Here is a 25,558-nt window from a genome sequence, read left to right as displayed (position 1 = left end):
GGGGGTACGGAGCTGCCGCTCCGTACCCCCGTCCGCCCGCCCGGGTCACCCCCGCCGGGCGCCCGCCCTGGTCCGGCGGCGCAGCGTCGGGGCGGCCACCGGACCGGCGTCCTCCGGCTCGATCGCGTCGGCCACGGCCCCGGCGAGCCGCCGGGAGAGCGTGGCCGCCGTCGGGTTGCGGAACACATCGCGCAAGGTCAGGTCCTGGCCGAACTCCTTCCGGATCCGGTTCAGCAGACGCACCGCCAGCAGCGAGTGCCCGCCGGACTTGAAGAAGTTGTCGTCCGCCCCGACATCCCGCCCGCCCAGCACCTCCCGGAAGATCCCGAGCAACCGCCGGTCCGTGCCCCCGCCGCCCGCCGGCGCGGCGGTCGGGCCTGCTGCGGCGTCCTCGGACAGCTCCACCGGGTCCTCGCCCGGAACGGGCAGCCAGGCCGTCCGCACCACCCGGGCCGGGGCCAGATACTCGGGCAGCCGCTCGGCGGCCCAGGCGCGCAACGCGCTCTCGGCGGGCGGCGACCCAGGGGCGCAGGTGACGAAGACCAGCAGCCGCCCGTCGCGGACGAGGACCCGCGCCCCGGTCACCGCCGGATGACGGGTGAGGACGCCCTCCACCTGCCCCGGCTCCACCGGATAGCCGTTCACGCGCTCGACGGCCACCGGCCGCAGCACCCCGTCCGCGCCCCGGAACGCCCGCCGCCCGGTGGCGCGCAGCCCCCCTCCGGCCGCCGGCTCGTGCACCTCGCCCGGTACGCGGACAGGGGCCAGGCGCCCCTGCGCGTCGAGGACCACCTCCGGGCCACCCGGTGCGGGCTGCCCACCGCCCAGCGCGGAGAGCTGCGCCTCCGGGTCCGCCGCGCACGCGTCCAGCGTCTCGGCGAGGCGCCGGACCAGCAGCCGGGCGGTCTCCGCGTCGTACAGCGCGGTGGCGTACTCCAGGACGCCCCGCAGCCCGGCCCGCTCCCCGTCCGGGCCCACCGTCTCGGTGAGCGCGAACGTCAGGTCCGACTTGGCGCCCGCGCCCCGGAACGCCACCGGCTCGCCGTCCAGCGCGGACGGGGCCGCCGAGGCGTCGCCCGCGCCCGCCGCGTGCACCTGAAGCATCACCTGGACGAGCGGCGCGTGCGCGGACGAGCGGTGCGGGCTCAGGTGCTCCACGAGCCGGTCGAACGGCAGGTCCTGGTTGCTGTACGCGCCCAGGCCCCCGTCGCGGACCCGGCGCACCAGCTCGGTGAAGGCCGGGTCGCCCGCGGTGTCCGTACGCAGCACCAGCGTGTTCACGAAGAACCCGACGAGCGGGTGCAGCGCCTCGTCGCCCCGGCCCGCCACGGTGGTGCCGATGGCCAGGTCGTCGCCGGCCCCGTGCCGCGTCAGCAGTGCGGCGAGCGCGGCCTGCACCACCATGAACAGGGTGACGCCGTTCTCCCGGGCGCACCGCAGCAGCGCCCGGTGGGTCTCCGCGCCCACCTCGAACCGCGCGAGCGCGCCCCGCCCGTCCGGCTCCGGCCTGCGCGGCCGGTCGGTGGGCAGCGCGAGCAGCGGCGGCATCCCGTCGAGCGCGGTGCGCCAGTACGCCAGCTGCTCACCGGCCACCCCGTGGTCACCGTCCAGCAACTCGTGCTGCCACAGGGTGTAGTCGGCGTACTGGACGGGAAGCGGCTGCCACCCGGGAGCCCGGCCCGCGCACCTGGCCCGGTAGGCCCGGTCCAGATCGGCGAGCAGGCAGCCGGTGGACCACCCGTCCCCGGCGATGTGGTGCACCAGCAGCACCAGCACCTGGCCCCCGTCGGCCTCCTCCAGGAGCCACGCCCGGACCGGGATCTCCGCGGCGAGGTCGAACACGTACCCGGCGGCGGCGTCCACGGCCGTCCGCAGCTCCTCAGGACCGCCCGTCCGCACCACGTCGAGCACGGGCTCGGCGTGCGCCAGCACCTCCTGGTACGGCTCCCCGTCCGCCGACCGGTGCACCGTGCGCAGCACCTCGTGCCGTCGTACGACATCGGCGAGGGCGGCGCGGAAAGCGGCCGGCTCGACCGGGCGGCGCAGCCGGGTCACCACCGGAATGTTGTACGTGGCGCTCGGTCCCTCCAACTGGCCGACGAACCAGAGCCGTTGCTGGGCTGCGGACAGCGGGAGCCGCTTCGGTCTTGATGCTGCCGGCACCGGACGCAGCGGCGGCCGGACCGGCCCCTCGCCCTGCTCGGCGAGCCGGCGCAGCAGCCGGGCGGGCGTCGGCGCCAGGAACACGTCACGGATCGCGGCCTGGACGCCGAGCGCCTTGCGGATGCGGTTGGTGAGCTTTCCGGCCAGCAGCGAGTGGCCGCCCAGCTTGAAGAAGCTGTCGTCCGGGCCGATGTCGTCCCGGCCCAGCACCTCCGCGAACAGGCCGCGGAGGATCTCCTCGCGGGGGTCCGCGGCGGCGGTGCGCCGGTCCTCGCCGTCACGCGGGTCGCCCTGGGTGGCGGCGGTCCGCTCCGCTGCCCTGGTCAGGGCTGTGTGACGGCGGTCGATGGCCTCGCGGTCCGAGGCGGTGAGCAGGCCGGTCCGGCTGAGGGGTGTGCCGGCCGGCTGTTCCGCGTACGCGGTCAGCGCGCGGTGGAACAGGGTGAGGAGCAGGCGCGCCGTCTCCTCGTCGTAGAGGTCGGTCGCGTACTGCAGGCCGAGCAGTACCCCGGCGGGATCGCCGTCGGGGCCGTACGTCTCGGCACAGTTGAAGCTGAGGTCGAACTTGGCGGTGGCCAGGTCCGCGGCGTCGAGGGTGCCGGATACGGCCCCCAGGGCGCAGGTGGTGTCCTGCGCGGTCTGCGTGGTCAGCATGACCTGGAAGAAGGGGTGCAGGCCGAGGGACCGTTCCGGGTTGAGGTCCTCGACGAGCAGGTCGAACGGCAGGTCCTCGTGGGCCATGGCGGCCAGGTCCCGTTCCCGGACCCGGTCGAGCAGCGTGCCGAGGTCCGGGTCGTCGGACAGATCGGCGCGCAGGGCGAGCGAGTTGACGAAGAAGCCGACGAGGTCGTGCAGATCCTCCTCGGGCCGGCCCGCCACCGGTGTCCCCACCACCACGTCGGGCCCCGCCCCCGCCGCCTGCAACGCGGCACAGAGGGCGGCCCGGGCGGTCATGAAGAACGTCGCGCGGTGGGCGCGGGCGGTCGCGGCGAGCGCCTTGTGGGCGGTGGCGGAGAGGCGGGCGGTGACCAGCTCTCCCCGGTGGCTCGGCTCGGCGGGGCGGGGGCGGTCGGCGGGCAGCCGGGTCGCGGCCGGTGCTCCCTCCAAAGCCACACGCCAGTGGGCGAGTTGTTCGTGTGCCAGGCTGTCGGGATCGGCGGGGTCGCCGAGCATGTCCCGCTGCCACAGCGCGTAGTCCGCGTACTGCACGGGCAGGGGTTCCCACCCGGGTGCGCGGCCCTCGCACCGGGCCGTGTAGGCGCGGTCGAGGTCGGTGAGCAGGCAGCCGACGGACCAGCCGTCGGTCGCGATGTGGTGAACGAGCAGCACCAGCACGGCACTTCCGTCATGCATCGTGAACTGCCGTGCTCGCAGAGGCAGATCGCACGTGACGTCGAACGGCAGCCTCACGAAAGCGGTGACCAGCGCGTCCACGTCGTCGCCCGGACCGCACTCCCGTACCTCCAGGTGCACGCCGGGATCGCCGACGACCTCCTGGTACGGCTCCCCGTCCACGGCCTTGTAGACCGTACGGAGCACTTCGTGGCGGTCCACCACGTCACGGACCGCCGCCTCCAGGGCGCCCGGGTCGGGCGCGGCCTCCAGACGCAGCACGACGGGCGCGTTGTACGCGGCCGACGGGCCGTCGAGACGGTTCAGGAACCACAGCCGGTGCTGGGCGTACGAGAGGGGGATCACGGTTGCTGCTCCTCGGGGACGACGGGGGCGGGCGGGAGAACGGGCCGGTGCGGAGGCGGGCGTCAGCCATCCTTGGCGGCCGTCAACTCCTCGATGTGGGCGGCGAGATCGCGCAGCTTCGGGTGGGCGTAGACCGCTTTCACCGGAAGCGCGACGGCGAGTTCGGCACGTACGCGGGAGACCAGCTTGATGGCGAGCAGCGAGTGGCCGCCCAGCTTGAAGAAGTTGTCGTCCGGGCCGATCGACGCGGCGCCCAGCACCTGCGCCCACACCCGGGCGATCAGCTCCTCCGCCTGCCCGTTCAGCCCGGCCCCCCGCACGGGCGCCTCCTCGGCCGCCTCGATCCGGGCCGGCAGCGCGGACCGGTCCAGCTTGCCGCTGGGCGTCGTCGCGAACCGGTCGACCGCGACGAACGCGGACAGCGTCATGTACGACGGCAGCGCCCCCGCCACGGCGTTGCGCAGCGAGGTGGCGTCCCCGCCCCGGTGGTAGGCGATCAGGCACGGTGTGCCCCCGGCGTCCTCGCCCAGGACCACCGCAGCCTCGGTGGCACCCGCCCGGCTCAGCGTCGCCTCGATCTCCTGCACCTCGATGCGGTGGCCGCGCAGCTTCACCTGCCCGTCGAGCCGTCCGAGGTGCACGAGGCGCCCGTCCGGCAGCAGCCGGCAGCGGTCACCGGTGCGGTACATGCGGCCCCCGGGCGCGCCGAACGGGTCGGCGACGAACCGCTGGGCGGTCAGCTGCGGGCCGCGCCGGTAGCCGCGCGCGATCCGGGGCCCGGCGAGATACAGCTCCCCGGCCTCACCCGGCCCGACCGGAGCCAGGTGCTCGTCCAGCAGCCGCATCCGCAGCCCCGGGAGTACAGCCCCGATGTGCGGCTCGCCCGGCTCCTCGATCCAGCCCGCCGTCGCGTCGACGGTGCACTCGGTGGGCCCGTACACGTTCACCGCGCGCAGCACACCCGCCCGGTGGGCGTCGGCCAGCCGGTCCCACAGCGCCGGGCCGATCGCCTCGCCGCCGACGAGCAGCGTCAGCGGACGCGGGCCGCCGTCCGGGGTGAGCAGGTCCAGGAGCGGTTCGGCGTGCGACGGGGTGATGTCCAGGTCGGTGAGCTTCTGCGCGTCGATGAAGGCGGCCAGCAGGGCCGGGTCGCGGCGGGTCTCCTCGTCCATCATCACCAGCGTGTCCCCGCGCGACAGCCGCACCCACTGCTGCACCGACGCGTCGAACGACGGCGAGGCGTTCCACCCGACCCGCCGCCCCTCTCCGCACGCAGCGCCCTCGTCCTCCAACTCCCGCAGCAGCAGCGAGGCCGAACCGCGCGCGATCTCCACCCCCTTGGGCCGGCCCGTGGAGCCGGAGGTGTAGATGACGTACGCGAGTGCGCCCGGCCCCACCGGCACCGGCGCGAACGCCCCGCCCGGGAGCGCGGTCAACTCGCCGACCGTGACCGCCCGGGGGCCGCCGAGCGCGGGACCGGTGCCGTCGGTGACCACCAGGTCGGCCCCGGAGTCCTCAAGGAGCAGCCGCCGCCGCTCCTCGGGGAGCGCCGGGTCCACGGGCAGATAGGCGGCGCCCGCGGTGAGGGTGCCGACGATCGCGGTGACCAGGTCGGCCCCGCGCGGCAGACAGAGCGCCACGACGCTCTCCGGCCCGGCGCCCAGCCGGGCGATCCCGGCCGCGAACGAGGCTGCTTGTGAGCGGAACTGATTGAACGTCAGCTTCTGGTCACCGGCGATCACAGCGGTGCGGTCACCGGGCACGGCCGCGAGCCGGGCCATCAGGTCGGCGGCGCCGGTCCCGGCGGCCGTGCACGTCTCGCAGGGGCAGCCGGGCGGATGGGCGAGGGCCGGGGCGGTCGCGCGCTCGGGGAGTACGGCGGTCATGGCGGGGCTCACTTTCCGTACAGGGTGGTGGAGGGGGCGGAGGCGGGCGCGCAGTCGGACAGCGGCACCGGCTCGCCCATCGCGACGAGGATCTTCCGGTCACCGGTGAACGCCTCGCGGCCGTGCGCGCAAAGGATGTTGTCCACGAGCATCACGTCACCGGCCTGCCAGCTCTCCCGTACGGTGACCGCCTGGTACGCGTCGTTGATCGCGTCCACCTCCGCGTCGGTGAGGGCGGTGCCGTCCCCGAGGAACGTGTTGAACGGCAGCCCTTCCGCGCCGAACGTCTCGACCAGCACGTCGCGGACGTCCTCGTCCAGGCTGCGGGCGTTCCAGAACGCGAAGTGGTTGAACCAGACCCGCTCACCGGTCACCGGGTGCGTGATGATCGCCGAACGCCGCTGCCGCGTCCGCAGGGTGTCCTCGTCCAGCCAGTCGTAGCCGATGGCGTGCGCGTCGCAGTACTCCTCGGCACCGGCCGGGTCCTCCGAGGAGAACGCCTTGCGCCACGGCATGCCCGCCAGGTCCGAGTAGTTGCGTACGAGCAGCCAGCCGGCCTCCGCGAACCGCGCGGTCAGCTCCGGCGGCAGCTTCGCGAGCGCCGCCCGCATGTCACCGACCGTCGTCGCGCCGCCGGTCTCGGCCGCGGTGACGCAGCCGAAGAGCAGCACGCCGGGGAAGTCCAGCGTGTAGCTGTTCTCGTTGTGCAGCCGGATCGGCTGGACGGCCGGCAGGTCCGTGGACGAGAACACGCCCTCACCGAAGTCGGTGCGCGGGGTGGCCTTCTCCTTGTAGCCGGCCCGCTCCGCGACCAGCGCGTCCCGCGCCTCGGCGAACGTCGCCGCGTCGCGCACGGGCAGCCCGCGCAGCATGACCGCGCCGGACCGGTGCAACTCGGCCTGGATGGCGGGCCGCTGGGCGGTCAGCCACGCGGTGGCCTCCGCCATGGTGCCGAACTCCGGCGTGTGGACGATCACCGGCTTGCCGGGCTCCCGGACGGGGGCGATTCCAGTGACGGGCGGCTGGGCGAGAGCGGTCACGATGGGTTCCTCTTCCTTGGCTTGCTTCGGACGAAGTCGGTTGGGTGGTTACGCGGACGCCGCGGCGGAGTCGCGGAGGGCGTCCAGGGCCGGGTTCAGGCGGGCGAAGAAGCCCGGCAGGTCCTGCTGGAAGTAGAAGTGGTCACCGGGCAGCAGCTGCGGCACGACCTCGTGGCCGGTCACCAGCGACCAGCCGGCGAGCATCTCCGCCGGGACGATCGTGTCGGCGTCCCCGCCGAACACGGCCACCGGGCAGTCGAGCCGGGCGTCCGGGGCGGTGCACCGGTAGGCGTCGTCGATCGCGAAGTCGGCCCGGATGGACGGCAGGACGATCTCCCGCAGCTCCGGGTCGTCCAGGATCCCGTCGTCGGTGCCGCCGCGCGCCTTGATGGCGGCGACCAGCTCGTCGTCGTCCAGCCGCTCCGGATGCACCGGGCACTGGTTCGGCAGCACCGGTGCCCGGCAGGCGGAGGCGATCAGCAGCCGCGGAGTGCGGCCGGCGGCCCGCAGGGCGCGTACCACCTCGAAGGCCACCAGCGACCCCATGCTGTGCCCCAGCACCACCAGCTCACCGGTGTCGGCGGGCAGCGAGTCCACCACGGGCTGCGCCAGGTCGTCCACGGACAGCGGCAGGTCCTCGCAGTAGCGGGCGCCACGGCCCGGGTACTGGCCGATCAGCAGCCGCACATCGGCCGGCAGGTGCTCGCGCCAGCCGCCGTAGGCGTGGGCGTTGCCCCCGGCGTGCGGCAGCACCAGCAGCGACAGGCGGTGCGGGCCGTCACCGGGAAGGTCCCAGACGACGTCTTCGGGGGCGGGGGACACGGAGGTCATGAGCTGATCCGTTCTGTCTCGGTACGACGGCGGAGGGTGGGCCGGGCCTTCTTGGCGGCCGGCGCGGACTTCAGCGCGGTGATGTGCGCGGCGAGCCGGGCCGGTGTCGGGTGCTCGAAGACGTCGCGGACGGTGAGCCGGACGTCCAGGGAGACCGCGATGTGGTTGGTGAGGCGGGCGCCCAGGAGGGAGTGGCCGCCGTGGTGGAAGAAGTCGTCATCGATGCTCAGCGCTTCCTCGGCCCCCAGCGTGCGGGCGAAGAGACCGGTCACGGTCTCTTCCAGCGGGTCGCGCGGGGCGCGGCCCCGGGAGGCGACGGCGGCCGGTTCGGGGAGGGCGCGTCGGTCGATCTTGCCGTTGGGGGTGAGGGGGAGCCGGTCGAGGACGGTGAGGTAGGTGGGCACCATGTGTTCGGGCAGCCGCTCGGTGAGGTGTCGGCGGATGTCTTCCGTGGTGGTGTCGGTGTCGGTGTCGGTGACCACGTAGGCGGAGAGCTGGCGCCGGTGGGTGGTGACGGTGGCCTGGGTGAGGTCGGGGTGGCTGAGCAGCGCGGCCTCCACCTCGGCGGGTTCGATGCGGAAGCCGCGCACCTTGACCTGGTTGTCGGCGCGGCCGTGGTAGTGCAGGTGGCCGTCGTGGTCGAAGTGGGCGAGGTCTCCGGTGCGGTAGAGGCGGGTGCCGGGTTTGCCGTAGGGGTTGGGGATGAAGGTGGTGGCGGTGAGGTCGGGGCGATTGAGGTAGCCGTGGGCGAGGCCGTGTCCGGTGAGGTAGAGGTGGCCGGTGACGCCGGGCGGGACGGGTCGGAGGGTGGCGTCGAGGACGTAGGCGGCCTTGTTGGTGAGGGGCGAGCCGATCGGGATGGTGGGGTGGGGTTCGGCGCTGGGCGCGACCGTGTGGGTGGTCGTGAACCCCATGGACTCGGCGGGGCCGTATCCGTTGACCACGGTGGTGTGGGGCGAGAGCTGTTGGAGTTTGTGGACGTGGGCGGGGGAGGCCGCCTCGCCGCCGGTGTAGGCGACGGTGACTGACACGAACGCTTCGGGGTGTTCGTCGGTGAGGTAGTTGAAGAGGCTGGCGGAGAGTTGGAGCATGGTGACGCCGTGGCGGTGGGACAGCTCGGCGATGAGGGCGGGTTCCGGCTTCTGGCCGGGTTGGAGGACGGTGGTGCCGCCGTGGAGGAGGGCGCCCCAGAATTCGAGGCTGAAGGCGTCCCAGGAGACTGGTGAGCACTGAAGGAACACTTCATCCGGCCCGAAGTTCCCGTACGTCTGCGCGCTGACCGTGGAGACGAGGTTGCGGTGCGAGGACAGGATGCCCTTGGGCCGCCCGGTGGAGCCGGAGGTGAACATCACGCAGGCCACGTCCTGGCCCTGGATCGGCAGACCGAGGTTGCCGGTGTCGTGGTGGGCCAGGCCGTCCGGGTCTTGGGTGCAGGTGGTCCAGGTTCCGGGGAGGCGGCCGGCGAGTGCGGTGTTCGTGACCAGGTGGCTGATGGCGGCCTCGGTCGCGGCGGAGCGCAGTCGCTCGTCGGGGAAGTCGGGGTCGAGCAGGACGTGTCCGGCGCCGGTCTTGAGTACGGCGATGAGTGCGGTGGCGAAGGTGGCGTTGCGTTCCAGGAGGATGCCCGCCAGGTCACCTCGGCCGAGGCCGCGTTCGCGCAGGTGGTGGGCCCAGCGGTTGGCGGTGGCGTTGAGCTCCGCGTACGTGATGGCCTGGTCGCCGTCTTTGAGCGCGACGGCCTTCGGGGTCCGGGTCACCTGTTCCTCGAACCGTGCGACGAGCGAAGTGTCGCCGATGTCGGCAGCGGTCCCGGCCCACGGCCCCAGGATCAGTTGCCGTTCGGCGTCCGACACCACGTCCAGCTCACCGACGCGCAGTTCGGGATCGGTCAGCGCCTGGCGCAGCACCTCACCGAGCACGGTCACCATGCGCTCGACGGTGGACCGGTCGAACAGGTCCTCCGCGTAGAGCACCGTGCCCCGCAGCCCCTGGCCGTCGTCCGTGCGGAGCAGGAACTCCACGTCGAACTTGGCCGCGCCGCTCGTGACGTCCGGCATGACGGTGACCGTCGCGTCCCCGAGCCGCAGCTCCGGAACGCCTCCGGATTCCAGGGTGAGGCAGATCTGGAAGAGGGGGTGGCGGGCGAGTGTGCGGGTGGGGTTGAGGGTGTCGAGGACGAGGTCGAAGGGGGCGTCCTGGTGGGCGAAGGCGTCGAGGTCGGTGGTGCGGACGCGTTCGAGGAGTTCGCGGAAGGTGGGGTTGCCGTCGGTGTGGGTGCGAAGGACGAGGGTGTTGACGAAGAAGCCGACGAGTTCGCGGAGGGCTTCGTCGGTGCGTCCGGCGACGGGTGAGCCGATGGCCAGGTCGGTGCCGGCGCCGAGTCGGGTGAGGGCTGCGGCGAGCGCGGCGTGGACGACCATGAAGGGGGTGCAGCCCTCGGACCGGGCCAGCTCACCGATGTGCTCGAACAGGTCGTCTCCCAGGGTGACTTCGACCTGACCGCCCCGGTGCGAGGCCCGTGCGGGGCGCGGGCGGTCCAGGTTCAGGGCGTGCTCCTCGGGGAGCCCTTCCAGCGTCTTGTGCCAGAACGCCAACTCCTGGGAGAGCACGCTGTCCGCGTCGTCGGCGGCCCCCAGCACCCGCTGCTGCCAGACCGCGTAGTCCGCGTACCGCACCGGCAGCGGTTCCAGGACACTCGCGGTCGCACCCGCGCTCCGCGCCTCGTAGGCCCGGGACAGGTCATCGAACAGCACACCGGTGGACCGGCCGTCCGTCGCGATGTGGTGGAGCAGGAGCAGGAGCACCCGGGAGTCGTCATCGACCTCGAACAGGTGCGCCCGGACCGGGAGCTCGCTGCGGAGGTCGAAGACGTGGCGCGCGGCCCCGGCCATGAAGCGGTCCAGCTCGCCGGAGGTCACCTCGCGGCGCTCGACGGGCACATGGGCCTCTTCGGCCGGTACGACGTGCTGGCGCGGTTCGCCGTCGACCGTCGCGAACACGGTCCGCAGCGGGGTGTGGCGTACGACCACGTCGTGCAGCGCCGCGTCGAGCACCCCGGCGTCCAGCGGACCGGTCAGCCGTACCGCCATCGGTACGTTGTACGCGGCGCTGCCGCCGTCCAGCTCGGCCATCAGCCACAGCCGGCGCTGGGCGAAGGACACGGGCGCGTCGCCGTCACCGGACCAGGCCCCGGCGGTGAGCGGGGGAAGCGCGGGCCGGCCGTCGAGGGTGGCGATGTGCTGGGCGAGGCGTGCGGGCGTCGGGTGCTGGAACACGTCCCGCATGGTCAGCCGGATGCCCAGCACATCGGCGAGGTGGTTGGTGAGGCGGGCCGCCAGCAGCGAGTGCCCGCCATGGGCGAAGAAGCTGTCCTCGACACCCACGGGCCCCGGTGTGCCCAGCACCTTGCTGAACAGGGCGACCGTGACCTCTTCGAGCTGGCTCCCCGGGGCGCGGCCCTGCGAGGCGACGGCGGCCGGTTCGGGGAGGGCGCGTCGGTCGATCTTGCCGTTGGGGGTGAGGGGGAGCCGGTCGAGGACGGTGAGGTAGGCGGGGACCATGTGCTCGGGGAGCCGGTCGATGAGGTGTCGGCGGATGTCTTCCGTGGCGGTCTCGGTGTCGGTGACGACGTATGCGGCGAGCTGGTCGCGGTGGGTGGTGACGGTGGCCTGGGTGAGGTGGGGGTGGGTGAGGAGCGCGGCCTCGATCTCACCGGGTTCGATGCGGAAGCCGCGCACCTTGACCTGGCTGTCCGCCCGGCCTTCGTAGTGCAGGTGGCCTTCGCGGTCGAACCGGGCGAGGTCTCCGGTGCGGTAGAGCCGGGTGCCGGGCTCGCCGTACGGGTTCGGTACGAAGGTGGTGGCGGTGAGGTCGGGGCGGTTGAGGTAGCCGTGGGCGAGGCCGTGTCCGGTGAGGTAAAGGTGGCCGGTGACGCCGGGCGGGACGGGTCGGAGGGTGGCGTCGAGGACGTAGGCGGCCTTGTTGGTCAGAGGTGCGCCGATCGGGATGGTGGGGTGGGGCGCGTCGGCGGGGGCGATGGTGTGGGTGGTGGTGAACCCCATGGACTCGGCGGGGCCGTATCCGTTGACCACGGTGGTGTGAGGTGAGAGGTGCTGAAGCTTGTGGACGTGGGCGGGCGAGGCGGCTTCCCCGCCGGTGTAGGCGACGGTGACCGACGCGAACGCTTCGGGGTGTTCGTCGGTGAGGTAGTTGAAGAGGCTGGCGGAGAGTTGGAGCATCGTGACCCCATGCCGGTGGGACAGCTCCGCGATGAGGGCGGGTTCGGGCTTCTGCCCGGGTTGCAGGACGATACGTGCGCCGTGGAGGAGCGCGCCCCAGAATTCGAGGCTGAAGGCGTCCCAGGAGACCGGTGAGCACTGAAGGAACACCTCGTCCGGCCCGAAGTTCCCGTACGTCTGCGCGGTGACCGTGGAGACCAGGTTGCGGTGCGAGGACAGGATGCCCTTGGGCCGCCCGGTCGAGCCGGAGGTGAACATCACGCACGCCACGTCGTCTCCCGTGACGGGCACACCCAGGTTGCCCTCCGCCGCATCGACCGGCGCCCCGCCGGAACACGAGACCACACCCCACGGACCGTCCACGCGCTGCCCCAGGACGTCGTCCGTGACGAGCAGGGCGATGCCCGCATCGTGTGCGGCCGAGCGAAGGCGCTCGTCCGGGAAATCGGGGTCGAGCAGGGTGTAACCGGCGCCGGTTTTGAGTACGGCGATGAGTGTGGCGGCGAAGGTGGCGTCGCGTTCCAGGAGGATGCCGGCGAGTTGGCCTCGGCCCAGGCCGTGTTCGCGCAGTTGGTGGGCCCAGCGGTTGGCGGTGGCGTTGAGCTCCGCGTACGTGATGGCCTGGTCGCCGTCGATGAGCGCGACGGCCTCCGGGGCCCGGGCGGCCCGGTCCTCGAACCGTGCGACCAGCGAAGTGGCGCCGATGTCGGCAGCGGTCCCGGCCCACGGCCCCAGGATCAGCCCCCGCTCGGCGGCCGACAGCACCTCGACGTCCCCGATGCGTGCTTCCGGGTCGTCCAGCACCTGGCGCAGCACCCCGCCGAGCACGCTCACCATGCGCTCCACAGTGGGCCGGTCGAACACGTCCTCCGCGAAGACGACGACCCCGTGCAGGCCCCGGCTGTCGTCCGACCGGAGCAGGAACTCCAGGTCGAACTTGGCCGAACCGTTGGTCAGCCCCCGCACCTCGGCCGTCTGGCCGCCCAGTTCCAGCGCCGGAGCCTCCCCGGCCTCCAGGGTGAGGCAGATTTGGAAGAGGGGGTGGCGGGCGAGTGTGCGGGTGGGGTTGAGGGTGTCGAGGACGAGGTCGAAGGGGGCGTCTTGGTGGGCGAAGGCGTCGAGGTCGGTGGTGCGGACACGTTCGAGCAGTTCGCGGAAGGTGGGGTTGCCGTCGGTGTGGGTGCGCAGGACCAGGGTGTTGACGAAGAAGCCGACGAGTTCGCGGAGGGCTTCGTCGGTGCGTCCGGCGACGGGTGAGCCGATTGCCAGGTCGGTGCCGGCGCCCAGTCGGGTGAGCGCTGCGGCGAGCGCGGCGTGGACGACCATGAAGGGGGTGCAGCCCTCGGACCGGGCCAGCTCACCGATGCGCTCGAACAGGTCGTCTCCCAGGGCCACTTCGACCTGACCGCCCCGGTGCGAGGCCACCGCCGGACGGGGGCGGTCGAGGCTCAGCCCGTGCTCCTCCGGCAGCGCGTCCAAGGCGCCTCGCCAGAAGGCGAGTTCGCGGTAGAGCACACTGTCCGCGTCGTCGGACGAGCCCAACACCCGCTGCTGCCAGACCGCGTAGTCCGCGTACCGCACCGGCAGCGGTTCCAGGACACTCGCGGTCGCACCCGTGCTCCGCGCCTCGTAGGCCCGGGACAGGTCGTCGAAGAAGACACCGGCCGAGCGGCCGTCCGTCGCGATGTGGTGGAAGAGCAGGAACAGGACGGGGCGCCCGTCCGAGAGGTCGAACAGGGTGGCCCGCAGCGGGTTCCCGGTCCGGAGGTCGAACCGGTGCCGGGTGGCCGCGTCCAGGTCACCGTCCAGCGAGGCCGCCGTCGACGTCCGGCGCTCGATGACGACCCGGGCTCCGGCGGCCGGCTGGACGCGCTGCCGGGGCTCGCCGTCGCCCGTCGTGAACACGGTGCGCAGTGGTGCATGGCGCTCCACGACGTCGTTGAGTGCGGCTTCCAGGGCATCGACATCCGGGATGCCGTCCAGGCGTACGGTCATCGGCACGTTGTACGCGGTACTCCCGCCGTCCAGCTCGGCGAGCAGCCACAGCCGGCGCTGGGCGAACGAGACCGGGCTGTCCGGCCCGTCGCCCGCCTCGCCCGCGACCAGGGGCGGCAGTGCGGGCCGCCCCTTCAGCGAGGCGACGTACCGCGCGAGGCGTGCGGGTGTGGGGTGCTGGAACACGTCCCGGATGGTCAGCCGGACACCCAGCACATCGGCCATGTGGTTGGTGAGGCGGGCCGCCAGCAGCGAGTGACCGCCGTGGGCGAAGAAACTGTCGTCCACACCCACCGGCTCCGGGGTCCGCAGCACCCGGCTGAACAGGGCGACCGTCACCTCTTCCAGCTGCGTCTGCGGCACCCGCTCGGTGCTCACCACCGCGACCGGCTCGGGCAGTGCGCGCTTGTCGATCTTCCCGTTCGGTGTGAGTGGGAATCGGTCGAGCGGGGTGAGGTAGGCGGGGACGAGGTGTTCGGGGAGCCGGTCTGCCAGGTGGCGCCGGAGCTCCACCGGGTCACCGCTCGTCACGACGTAGGCGGAGAGCTGGTCGTGGTGCTTGGTGACGACGGCCTGGGTGATGTGGGGGTGGGCGAGGAGCGCGGCCTCCACTTCGGCGGGCTCGATGCGGAAGCCCCGGATCTTGATCTGGTGGTCGGCGCGCCCTTCGTAGTGGAGCCGCCCTTCGCGGTCGAAGTGGGCGAGGTCGCCGGTGCGGTAGAGCCGGGTGCCTGGCTCGCCGTACGGGTTGGGGATGAAGGTGGTGGCGGTGAGGTCGGGGCGGTTGAGGTAGCCGTGGGCCAGACCGTCACCGGATACGTACAGCTCACCTGTGGCCCCGGGTGCGCAGAGCCGGAGCACGGTGTCGAGCACGTACAGCGGCTTGTTGACCAGCGGAGTGCCGATGGGGATGGCGGTGTGGGGCGCGTCGGCGGGCGCGATGGTGTGGGTGGTGGCGTAGATCATCGCCTCCGCCGGCCCGTATCCGTTGATCACCTTGATGCCCGGCCTGGCGCCGTGCAGCTTGTGTACGTGGACGGGCGAGGCGGCTTCCCCGACGGTGTAGGCCGTGGTCACCGAGTCGAAGGTCTCGGGGTGTTCGTCGGTGAGGTAGTTGAAGAGGCTGGCCGACAGCAGGAGGGTCGTGACGTGGTGTCGGGGGGCCAACTCCGCGATGAGCGCCGGTTCCGGCTTCTGCCCGGGTTGCAGGACGACACGTGCGCCGTGCAGCAGCGGCCCCCAGAATTCGAGGCTGAAGGCGTCCCAGGAGATGGGGGAGGACTGGAGGTACACCTCGTCCGGGCCCGTGGGCAGGTAGGTCTGCCCGACCAGGGTCGATACGAGGTTGCGGTGCGAGGAGACGATGCCCTTGGGCCGTCCGGTGGAGCCGGAGGTGAACATCACGCAGGCGAGGTCGTCACCCTGGATCGGTAGACCGAGGTTGCCGGCGTCGTGGTGGGCTACGTCGTCCGGGCCTTCGGTGCAGGTGGTCCAGGTTCCGGGGAGGCGGTCGGCGAGTGCGGTGTGGGTGACGAGGTGGCTGATGGCGGCCTCGGTAGCGGCGGACCGCAGGCGCTCGTCGGGGAAGTCCGGGTCGAGCAGCACATGTCCCGCGCCGGTCTTGAGTACGGCGATGAGCGCGGCGGCGAAGGTGGCGTTGCGTTCCAGGAGAATGCCCGCCAGGTCACCCCGGCCGAGGCCGCGTGCGCGCAGCTCGCGCGCCCAGCGGTTCGCGGTGGCGTTCAGCTCCGCGTACGTATAGCTGCGCTCACCGTCGATCAGCGAAACCGCATCCGGGACCCGCGCCACCTGCTCCTCGAAGCGCTGGACGAGCGACACATCGTCCCGAGCGGCCACCTCTCCGGCCCATGCCCCGAGCAGCACCTCCCGCTCACCCGCCGACAGCACCTCGACGTCCCCGATGCGCGCCTCCGGGTCGGCCAGCGCCCGGCGCAGCACCGTTCCGAGCACGGTCACCATGCGCTCGACGGTGGACCGGTCGAACAGGTCGTCCGCGAAGACGACCATGCCGCGCAGGCCCGCGCCGTCGTCCGTGCGGAGCAGGAATTCCAGGTCGAACTTGGCCGAGCCGTTGGCAAACGTCTGCACGGCTTGCGGTCGCACCCCGGGCAGAGCCAGCACCGGTGTGCTGGTCTCCAGGGTGAGGCAGATTTGGAAGAGGGGGTGGCGGGCGAGTGTGCGGGTGGGGTTGAGGGTGTCGAGGACGAGGTCGAAGGGGGCGTCCTGGTGGGCGAAGGCGTCGAGGTCGGTGGTGCGGACGCGTCCCAGGAGCTCCCTGAAGGTGGGGTTGCCAGCCGTATCGGTGCGCAGGACCAGGGTGTTGACGAAGAACCCGACCAGATCGCGCAGCGCCTCATCGGTGCGCCCGGCCACGGGTGAGCCGATGGCCAGGTCGGTGCCGGCGCCCAGTCGGGTGAGCGCTGCGGCCAGGGCCGCGTGCACCACCATGAACGGGGTGCACCCCTCGGCGCGGGCGAGCTCACCCACGCGGGCGAACAGGTCGTCACCGAGATCGACGGCCACCTCACCGCCCCGGTGCGAGGCCCGGGCGGGGCGCGGCCGGTCCAGGTTGAGACCGTGCTCCTCCGGAAGGTTCTCCAAGGCGCCCTGCCAGAAAAAGAGTTCGCGGGAGAGCACGCTGTCCGCGTCGTCGGCCGAGCCCAGCACCCGCTGCTGCCACACCGCGTAGTCCGCGTACTGCACCGACAGCGGCTCAAGCACGCTTCCCTCGGCCCCGGCCGTCCGTGCCTCGTACGCACGGGCCAGGTCGGTCACGTACGCCTCGCCCGACTGGCCGTCCGTGGCGATGTGGTGCAGCACGAAGACCAGGTGGTGCGTGGTGTCGTCCAGCCGGAACAGCGTGACGGCGAGCGGGAGTTCACTGCGGAGGTCGAAGACATGGCGACCCGCCTCGGCCACCGCGTGGTCCAGCTCCCCGGCGGTCACCTCGCGGCGCTCCACGCGCACCCGCGCCCCGGTGGCCGGGAGGATGCGCTGCCGCGGTTCGCCGTCCACCGTCTCGTACCGGGTGCGCAGGGGCGCGTGGCGCGCGATGACGTCATTGAGCGCGGCTTCCAGGGCGTCGGCGTCCAGAGTGCCGTCCAGGCGTACGGCCATCGGCACGTTGTACGCGGTGCTCCCGCCGTCCAGGTCCGCCAGCAGCCACAACCGGCGCTGGGCGAAGGACAGGGGAGCCAGTCCCTCGCTCGGACCCTCACCGGCGGACGGCGGAGGCAGCGCCGGAAGGCCCTTCGCCGCACCGACCTTCTCCGCGAGCCGCGCCACGGTCGGGTTCTCGAACACGTCCCGGATCGTCAGCCGGACGCCGAGGGCCTGCGCGATCCGGTTGGTGAGGCGGGCCGCGAGGATCGAGTGCCCGCCGTGCTGGAAGAAGTCGTCATCGATCGTCAGCGTGCCGGGCACGTCGAGCGTGCTGGTGAAGAGGCCGGTCAGGGTCTCTTCCAGCAGGGTGCGCGGGGCACGACCGCCCGACGACACCGCGACCGGCTCGGGCAGTGCGCGCTTGTCGATCTTCCCGTTCGGTGTGAGCGGGAATCGGTCGAGCGGGGTGAGGTAGGCGGGGACGAGGTGTTCCGGGAGCCGGTCGGCGAGGTGGCGCCGGAGCTCCACCGGGTCGCCGCTGGTGACCACGTAGGCGGAGAGCTGGTCGTGGTGCTTGGTGACCACGGCCTGGCTGACCTGCGCGTGCGTGAGCAGCGCGGCCTCGACCTCGGCGGGTTCGATCCGGAAGCCCCGGATCTTGATCTGGTGATCGGCGCGGCCCTCGTAGTGGAGCCGCCCGTCGCGGTCGAAGTGGGCGAGGTCGCCGGTGCGGTAGAGCCGGGTCCCGGCAGGGCCGAAGGGGTTGGGCACGAAGCTGGTGGCGGTGAGGTCGGGGCGGTTGAGGTAGCCGTGGGCGAGGCCGTCGCCGGACACGTACAGCTCGCCGGTGGCACCCGGCGGGCACAGCCGCAGCGACATATCGAGGACGTAGAGGGGCTTGTTGACCAGCGGAGTGCCGATGGGGATCACGGTGTGCGGGGCGTCGCCGGGCTCGATGACGTGCGTGGTGGCGTAGATCATCGCCTCCGCCGGCCCGTACCCGTTGACCACCTTGATGCCGGGCCGGACGGTCTGAAGCTTGTGCACGTGTGCCGGGGACGCCGCCTCACCCACCGTGTACGCGGTCGTGACCGAGCCGAAGGTCTCGGGGTGTTCGTCGGTGAGGTAATTGAAGAGGCTGGCCGACAGCAGGAGGGTCGTGACGTGGTGTTGGGGGGCCAACTCCGCGATGAGCGCCGGTTCCGGCTTCTGCCCGGGTTGCAGGACGACACGTGCGCCGTGCAGCAGCGGCCCCCAGAATTCGAGGCTGAAGGCGTCCCACGAGATGGGGGAGGACTGGAGGTACACCTCGTCCGCACCCGTGGGCAGGTAGGTCTGTCCGACCAGGGTCGATACGAGGTTGCGGTGCGAGGAGACGATGCCCTTCGGGCGGCCCGTGGAACCCGACGTAAACATGACGCAGGCGAGGTCGTCACCGTGGATCGGCAGACCGAGGTTGCCCGCGTCGTGGTGGGCCACGTCATCCGGGCCCTCCACACACGTAACCCACTCACCCTCAAGGCGACCCGCCAGCCCCGCACGTGTGATCAGGTGACTGATCGCGGCCTCGTCCGCCGCCGACCGCAGACGCTCGTCCGGGAAGTCCGGGTCGAGCAGCACGTGTCCGGCGCCGGTCTTGAGTACGGCGATCAGCGCGGCAGCGAAGGTGGCGTTGCGTTCCAGGAGAATGCCCGCCAGGTCACCCCGGCCGAGGCCGCGTTCGCGCAGCTCGCGCGCCCAGCGGTTGGCGGTGGCGTTCAGCTCCGCGTACGTATAGCTGCGCTCACCGTCTATCAGCGCAACCGCATCCGGGACCCGCGCCACCTGCTCCTCGAAGCGCTGCACGAGTGACACATCGTCCCGGGCGGCCACCTCCCCGGCCCACGCCCCGAGCAGCATCGACCGCTCGCCTGCGGACAGCACCTCCAACTCTGCCGCGTTCCGCTCGGCCGGCTCGACCCCGTCAGGGGACGGTGCGACCGCGTGGGTGAAGAAGGCGGCCAGCCGGTCCTGGTGGGCGGCCACGGCGGAGATGTCGACGCCCTCCACCGGTGTATCGAAGTCGATGCGGAAACCGTCCGACGCGCCCAGGTCGTACACGGTGACGTTGAGGTCCTCCACCGGGCCGCTGGTCACGTTGTGGTTCACCGTGGTGCTGCCGCAGACCGTCAGGTCCGCGTTGAAGGACATGATGTTGAGCACCGGTCCGGTCAGCCTGCGCCCGCCGGTGAGCGTCCCCGCGTCCCGGCGCATGTCCTCGAACCGCGTCAACTGGTGGCGCAGTCCGTGCTTGACCTCGGCGGCCACCGCACGCACCAGGGTCCGCAGGGACTCGTCCGTGCCCACACGGAGCCGCAGGGGCACGATGTTCGACGTCATGCCCGGCGTGCTGCGGGCCGTCTTCGTGGCTCGGCCCGCCACCGGCAGGGCGACCATCAGCTCGTCCAGGTCCGTGACACGGTGCAGGTAGACCGTGAACAGCGCGACCACGAGCACCGGCCAGGAGACCCGCTCGGCGCGCGCCACGGCACGCAGCCGGTCGGCCTCCGCTGCCGGGATGAGGACGGTGCGCCGGGCGAAGGGCAGCAGAGCCCGGGCGTGGGCGGCCCGTCCGGCGCCCCTGACCAGGCTGGGGAACGTCTCCGGAGCGCCCGCCAGGTGCTCCCGCCAGGCGGACCGTTCGACCGTGGCCTGCTCGGAGGCTCGGTACGCGGCGTCCTCGTCGTACAGCTCGGCGATCCCACCGAATGGGGAGTCACCCCACGGCTCCCCGGCGACCGCCCGCTCGTACAACTCGACGAGCCGTTGCAGCAGCATGCCCATGCCCGCGCCGTCGACGACCAGGTGATGGAAGGCGTAGACGTAGAAGTACCGGTCGTCGGCCAGCTTGATCAGCATGCAGCGGACCGGGTATTCGCCGGTCAGATCGAAGGACGCCCCGACCGCCTCGTCCACCAGCCCCCAGGCCGCGCCCGCCGGGTCCGCCGCACCGCTCACATCGGTGTAGGGGAGCGTGCGCTCTCCCGCGTCGGTGTCGATCAGCTGCCACACCTGCTCGCCGTCGTCCTCGAAGCAGCGGGTGCGCATGACATCGGCCTCCACGACGAGGCGGCGCCAGGCGGCGGCCATCAGCACGGGGTCGACCGGGCCCAGGATGTCCCGGCACTCGGCGACGTTGTACTTCAGGCCGGTGGGGTCCAGGGAGTGTGCCGTCCAGATGTCGCGCTGGGCCTCCGAGAGCGGCAACCGGAAGGCGGCCGGAGCGGGTGCGACGGTGGCGTCGGACGGCATGAGGTCTCCTGTGAGTCGCGGCGGGAGGGGGCGGGGCAGTGCCATACAACCGCCGGGGCCGGGCGCCGAGCGGCAGTTGTTCCGGCGGTAGGGCCAGCAGTGCGGCGGTTGCGGCGGCAGTCGAACGGCAGGCACACGGCACCGGCGCACCGCGCGGCGACCGCAGCCGGCCCGGACCGCCCGGACCGCGCGGCCGCCGTCGCCCCCGAGCCGTCGCACCGGGGCCCTCACACCCCGGCCGTCGCCCCCGCCGCCGCCCGCACCACGCACAGCACGCGGAACGCCGAGCGCCCCCCGTCCGCGCTCGTCCGGATCACGCCGCCGACCAGCAGTTCGCGGATCAGCCGGCCGCACTCCGGCAGTGGGCGGCCGGTGAGCCGCACGACGTCCTGGAGAAGGAACTCCCCGTCGCCCACCTCGCCCAGGTCGCCGATGAGGGCCCGGTAGGGGGCGGGCAGCGCGGCGAGGGTGCGGCTCACCCGGACCTGGAGGCGGGAACCGTCCGGACCGCCGGCCAGGTGGTCGAGGAGCGGGGCCGGGTCGGAGTCCACGATGTTCCGCAGGGTGGACAGGTCGCACACGGTGAGCCAGGAAGCGGCGGCACCGAGCGCCGCCGGGTGGCCGTCGAGGCGGTGGCAGATCCAGGCCACATCCGCGAGCGCCTGCTCATCGGGCACGATGTCGGGCCGGACGCGGCGGAGCTGGCTGAGGAAGAACCGTACGGCCGGCGCGTCCGGGTGCCCGGCGGCCGGATCCGGTGCCTCCAACGGTGAGAGCAGGAAGAGGCGTTCACCGGGTACGCTCCAGGGTCGCTCACCGGTGATCAGGAGCCGCAGGCCCGGGAACGCACGCAGCAGCCGGCTCAGGCGGCCGAAGTCCAGGGCGGCGGTGTCGGCACCGTCGAGAACGAGCACGGCCGCACCGCGTACGGAGGAACCACCGTCGTCATCGAGGGCGGCCAGCGCGTCCGCCAGAGCGGGCAGCACCTCCTCGGACGCGCCGCCGCCGCGCAGGAACCGGGCGCATTCGTCAGCGAGTTGGGGCATCGGCTCGTGGTCGGGGCGCAGGCAGTCGGCGGTGACGCCGTCACCGTAGTGCCAGAGCACCGGCAGCCCGGCGTCGTGCAGGCGGGCGGCCGCCTCCAGGGCCAGCCGGGTCTTGCCCACACCGCTCAACCCGACGACGGTCACCAGCCGTTCGGCGCCGGACCCCAGCTCCTCCACCAGGACACCGGTCTCCGCGTCCCGCCCGACCAGCGGGTACAGCGGCACGGGCGGAGCGGCCCGCTCCATGGACAGGCGCCGGACGTCACCGTCCGCCCGGGACCCGCTCCGGGCCGCCGCCTCCAGCGCGGCACGGGCCCGGGGGCCGAGCCTGAGCGCGTCGGCCATGAGCCGCACCGTATCCGTCCTGGGCCGCTGCGCCTTCCCCTTCTCCAGGTCCCGGATGGCCCGCACGCTGATGGTGGACAGATCCGCCAACTCCCTTTGGGTCAGGCCGATACGGAGCCGGTGCCCACGTATCAGGGAACCGAGCGGGGCGGTGGTGGCCGGGGTGTCCTGCGGGGGGTGGCTGAGCGTCATGGGAAGGACTCCTGCTCGTCGGGGGATGGGCGCCCCGGAAGCGGCTGTGGGCCGGGGCGCCGGAGGGACGGCTGTCGTGCCTTGCTGCTGCCGGAATCCTCCGCGCGCGCCCTATCCGGGAGGCATCGCGCGGCCAACGCCGTCGCGGGCCGGGCCGGCCCCTCGGGATAGGCGACAGGGGCCCCGCCCGGGCCGGCGATAGGGGTCCGGCGCCGTGATAGCGGGGGGATAGGGGCGGGGGCGGTGCCGTGAATCCGCCCGTTCCTAACTTGGTGTCCAGAAGGAAACGGAACACCGACGAAGGGACAGTCCGATGAACCGCAACGCCACCGCCCGCAACGCCCTCCGCGCCGCTTTCGCCACCGTCGCCGTCGTGATCGTCACCGGCATCGGCGTCCAGGCGGGCTGGGCCGACGACACGACCGGCACCGGCACCCAGCCGACCGGCACCAGCAGCACCCCCACCCCGGGCTCCACCGGCTCCACCGACAACAACCCCTGGGACTGACCCCCGCAGGACTCAGCCGGCGCCCAACAGCCGCCGAGTCTCAGCAAGTTCCCGCTTCATCCCCCGGCTCGTGAAGACCTCCACCGCGGGGGCCAGCAGTTCCCGGGAACGCCCCGGCTCCTCCTCGCCGAGCAGCCGCGCCAGATCCAGGCGGGCCAGAGCGCCACCGCCGAAATCCATGATCTGCTCCCGGGCCGCGACGGCCCGGTCGAAGAAATACCTCGCCCGGTCGGGCCGCCCCATCAGCACGAACGCCTGACCGAGGTCCCGCAGCAGATGCCCCTCGCCGATCACGTCACCGGAATCCCGGCACAGCTCAAGCACCTCCGTGAAGGTCAGCACCGCGAGGTCCAGATCACCCCGCTCCAGAAGCAGTTGGCCGACCCGGCGCAGGGTCCGCGCCCTGCCCCCGAGATAGCCCACCCCGTCGTATATCTCCAGCGCCTCGTCCAACTGCGCCTGCGCCACGTCCACGTCACCCCGGCGCATCCGGATATGGGCGCTCTGCGTCAGCACGATCGCCCGCCCCACCACGTCACCGGCCCGGTCGAAATCCGCCAGGGACCGCCCGTACAGATCGAGGGCGGTGTCGTCATCGCCGTTCGTCCGCGCGATCAGGGCCATGTCACGTCGGCACAGTGCCTCGCCCTGCGGTTCGTCCAGCGCCTGGAAGACGTCGAGCGCCGAACTCAGCGCTTGGCGCGCCATGTCGAACTCGTTGCGGCTCATGTACAGCGAACCCAGCGACGCCCGAACGGCGGCGGTGCCCCGCAGATTGCCCGCCTTGCGCACAGCGGCCAGCGCCCGTACGTGGGTCTGCTCCCACAGGTCGTAATGGCCCCGCACCTCGAACAACGTGACCAGGGTCGTCGCCAGATTCCAGCTGACGTCGTGCAGGCCCTCGTCGGCGGCGTGCTCCACCATCCCGCACAGGGCACCCTGCTCCGCGTCGAACCAGGCCAGCGGGTCCGCGAGCAGGTCACTCGTGCACGACGGGGGCGGCGCCCAGCGCGGGGCGTCGCCGTGCAGGACGGTGAAGTCACCGCCGTACACCTTGCGATGGGCCTCCTGCGCCAGATACATCCAGCCGCCCGCCATCCGGACGAGCGCGTCCCGGCGCAGCTCCGGCGCGTCCTGCGCGGCCAGCTGCTCGCGCGCGTAGACGCGGATGATCTCGTGGAACTGGTAACGGTAGCCGCCGGTCCGCTCCACCCCGACCACGTCCAGCATCTGCATGTCGACCAGCGGTTCCAGCAGGTCGGACGGCACGGGCCGGTCGTCGTCGAGGAGCGCACCCGCGAGCCAGCCCGGCAGCGTCGGGGTGCGCGCCATGGAGAGCAGCCGCAGCAGCCCCCGGTCCTCGGGCGCCAGACCGTTGTACGTGAGCGAGAGGCTGGCGCGCATCGTCATCTCGCCGTGCGCCAACTCGTCCAGCCGGTGCCGCTCGTTGGCCAGCCGGTGCACCATCGACGCGAGCGTCCAGTGCGGGCGGGCGGCGAGCCGGGCCGCCACGATCCGCAGCGCGAGCGGCAGCCTCCCCACCGTGCGCACCAGCGCCTCGGCCGACGCCGCCTCACCCTCGACCCGCTCCTCCCCGATGATCCGGGACAGCAGCTTCAGCGCCCGCTCCTCGTCCAGGACGTCCAGCTCCACGCGGTGCGCGCCCGGCAGCGCGGTCAGCCGGGCCCGGCTGGTGACCAGGACCGCGCAGTCCCGGCTCCCCGGTAGCAGCGGCTGCACCTGGCTCTCCGACGCGGCGTCGTCCAGGACCACCAGGAGGCGACGGGAGGCGAGCCGGGTGCGGTACATCTCCGCCCGCTCGTCCAGCGAGTCCGGGATCAGCTGGCCCGGGATGCCCAGGGCCCGCAGGAAGCGGCCCAGCACCTCCAAGGTCGTGGCCGGGGTGCCGGTGCCGCGCAGATCGCAGTACAACTGGCCGTCGGGGAAACCTGTTTCCGCGAGCCGGTGCGCGATATTCACGGCCAGCGTGGACTTGCCGGTGCCCGGCTTTCCGGTGATCACGGCAAGACCGACCGCCTTGCGCTCCCGGCCGCCGGTCAGCGCCTTCTCCAAGGCGCCGAGCTGGGCGTCGTCGGCCACGAAGTCCGACGTGGAGGCGGGCAGTTGCTGCGGCCGGACGTCGTGCGGCTGCGGTTCGGCGGGGGCGGCGGGGGAGTCCTGGCCGGCCCTGGAGGACGCCGGCCGGGCGCCCGGGGCGGCGGCGCGTTCTGCCTCGGTGTGGCCTGGCTCGATACGGTCGGTGCCGTCGGCCGGCCGCCGGGACGTGGGAGGCTCGACGGCGCTCCCACCCGCGGACCGCGGCGCCTGCCCCCGTACCGGCGGAGGCAGTTCACCGGCGAGGATCGCCGCCTCCAGCCGCCGCAGCTCCCGGCCCGGTTCGAGCCCCAGCTCCTGGTCGAGGATCCGGCGCCCGTCCCGGAACGCCTCCAGTGCCTCCGCCTGCCGGCCCGACCAGTACAGGGCGCACATCAGCTGGCCCCGCAGCCGTTCCCGCAACGGGTTCTCGTGGGTGAGGAGTTGGAGCTCACCCACCAGCCGGTCGTGCCGGCCGAGCTCCAGCTCCAACTGCATCCGCAGCTCGACGGCGCTCAGCCTCTCCTCGTCGAGCTGGCGCGCCTTGTTGGACAGCGGGCCGCTGTCCAGGCCGCTCAGGGAGTCCCCCTGCCACAGCGCCACCGCGGACTTCAGGAGCGCCACCGCCTTCTCGGACTCGCCCTCGTCGCGCTGCCGCCTGGCCATCGCGACCAGACCGGTGAAGAGCAGCGAGTCCACGTCCCCGGTGTCCACATGCAGGACGTATCCCGGCGGGCGGGTCGACAGGGAGACCGTGCTGTCCGCGCCGGCCAGGAGCTTCCGCAGCCGGGACACACAGATCTGCACCTGGGTGCGGGCCGTCTCCGGCGGGCTGTCCTCCCAGATGAGGTCCACCAGGTAATTCGTGCTGACCACCCGGTTTGCTTCGAGCAGTAGAGCGGCGAGGATGACCTCCTGCCGGCCCGGCGGCACCCGCAGCGGCCCGTCCTTGCCCCGCACCTGGAGCGGGCCCAGCAATTGGAAGGGTGGTCTCGCCGCGCCGGGGGCATCCTGGACCGTGTGCGTCGTACCCTCGGCCACCGAGACCCCCAGCTCGTAAGCGTGTTGATACTCCGGGATCAACGTCCCCAAAGTTTTCACAATCCTC

The 25,558-nt window shown here is 72.6% G+C and carries 8 protein-coding genes; 1 reads left to right on the top strand and 7 read right to left on the bottom strand.

Translation table 11 applies throughout. The features are described 5' to 3' along the window. Positions 1–45: 45 nt before the first annotated feature. From OG867_RS03425 to OG867_RS03400, 6 genes are all read right to left on the bottom strand, one after another. Entirely contained in the window at positions 46–3,861 is a 3,816-nt protein-coding gene (locus OG867_RS03425; RefSeq protein WP_406282541.1) for a condensation domain-containing protein, read from the bottom strand. A 62-nt stretch (positions 3,862–3,923) separates the two neighbouring features. Then, entirely contained in the window at positions 3,924–5,747 is a 1,824-nt protein-coding gene (locus OG867_RS03420) for a non-ribosomal peptide synthetase (RefSeq protein ID WP_406282538.1), read from the bottom strand. 8 nt (positions 5,748–5,755) lie between these two features. Then, entirely contained in the window at positions 5,756–6,787 is a 1,032-nt protein-coding gene (locus OG867_RS03415; protein ID WP_406282536.1) for a TauD/TfdA family dioxygenase, read from the bottom strand. Positions 6,788–6,835: 48 nt separating this feature from the next. Then, positions 6,836–7,618 carry an alpha/beta fold hydrolase gene (locus OG867_RS03410; RefSeq protein ID WP_328903401.1) on the bottom strand — a complete coding sequence of 261 codons (783 nt, stop codon included), beginning with the start codon at positions 7,616–7,618 and terminating at the stop codon, positions 6,836–6,838. Further along, the gene (locus OG867_RS03405; protein WP_406282533.1) at positions 7,615–20,265 is read right to left on the bottom strand and encodes an amino acid adenylation domain-containing protein; all 12,651 of its coding nucleotides are present in this window, start codon (positions 20,263–20,265) and stop codon (positions 7,615–7,617) included. Before OG867_RS03405 ends, OG867_RS03410 begins: the two co-directional genes overlap by 4 nt. A gap of 227 nt (positions 20,266–20,492) precedes the next feature. Further along, the gene (locus OG867_RS03400) at positions 20,493–21,848 is read right to left on the bottom strand and encodes a helix-turn-helix domain-containing protein (RefSeq protein ID WP_406282530.1); all 1,356 of its coding nucleotides are present in this window, start codon (positions 21,846–21,848) and stop codon (positions 20,493–20,495) included. 313 nt (positions 21,849–22,161) lie between these two features. Between OG867_RS03400 and OG867_RS03395 the strand changes: the two genes are divergently transcribed. Continuing rightward, the gene (locus OG867_RS03395) at positions 22,162–22,356 is read left to right on the top strand and encodes a hypothetical protein (protein ID WP_328903404.1); all 195 of its coding nucleotides are present in this window, start codon (positions 22,162–22,164) and stop codon (positions 22,354–22,356) included. 12 nt (positions 22,357–22,368) lie between these two features. Here OG867_RS03395 and OG867_RS03390 read toward each other — a convergent pair whose 3' ends face one another. Beyond that, positions 22,369–25,428, bottom strand: a complete 3,060-nt coding sequence (locus OG867_RS03390) for an AfsR/SARP family transcriptional regulator (RefSeq protein WP_406290740.1) — start codon at positions 25,426–25,428, stop codon at positions 22,369–22,371. Positions 25,429–25,558 lie beyond the last annotated feature (130 nt).

Source organism: Streptomyces sp. NBC_00209, assembly GCF_045206345.1.
Classification (GTDB): Bacteria; Actinomycetota; Actinomycetes; order Streptomycetales; family Streptomycetaceae; genus Streptomyces.
The sequence above is the reverse complement of the archived record's forward strand: the minus strand, read 5'-3'. Positions and strand labels throughout refer to the sequence as shown.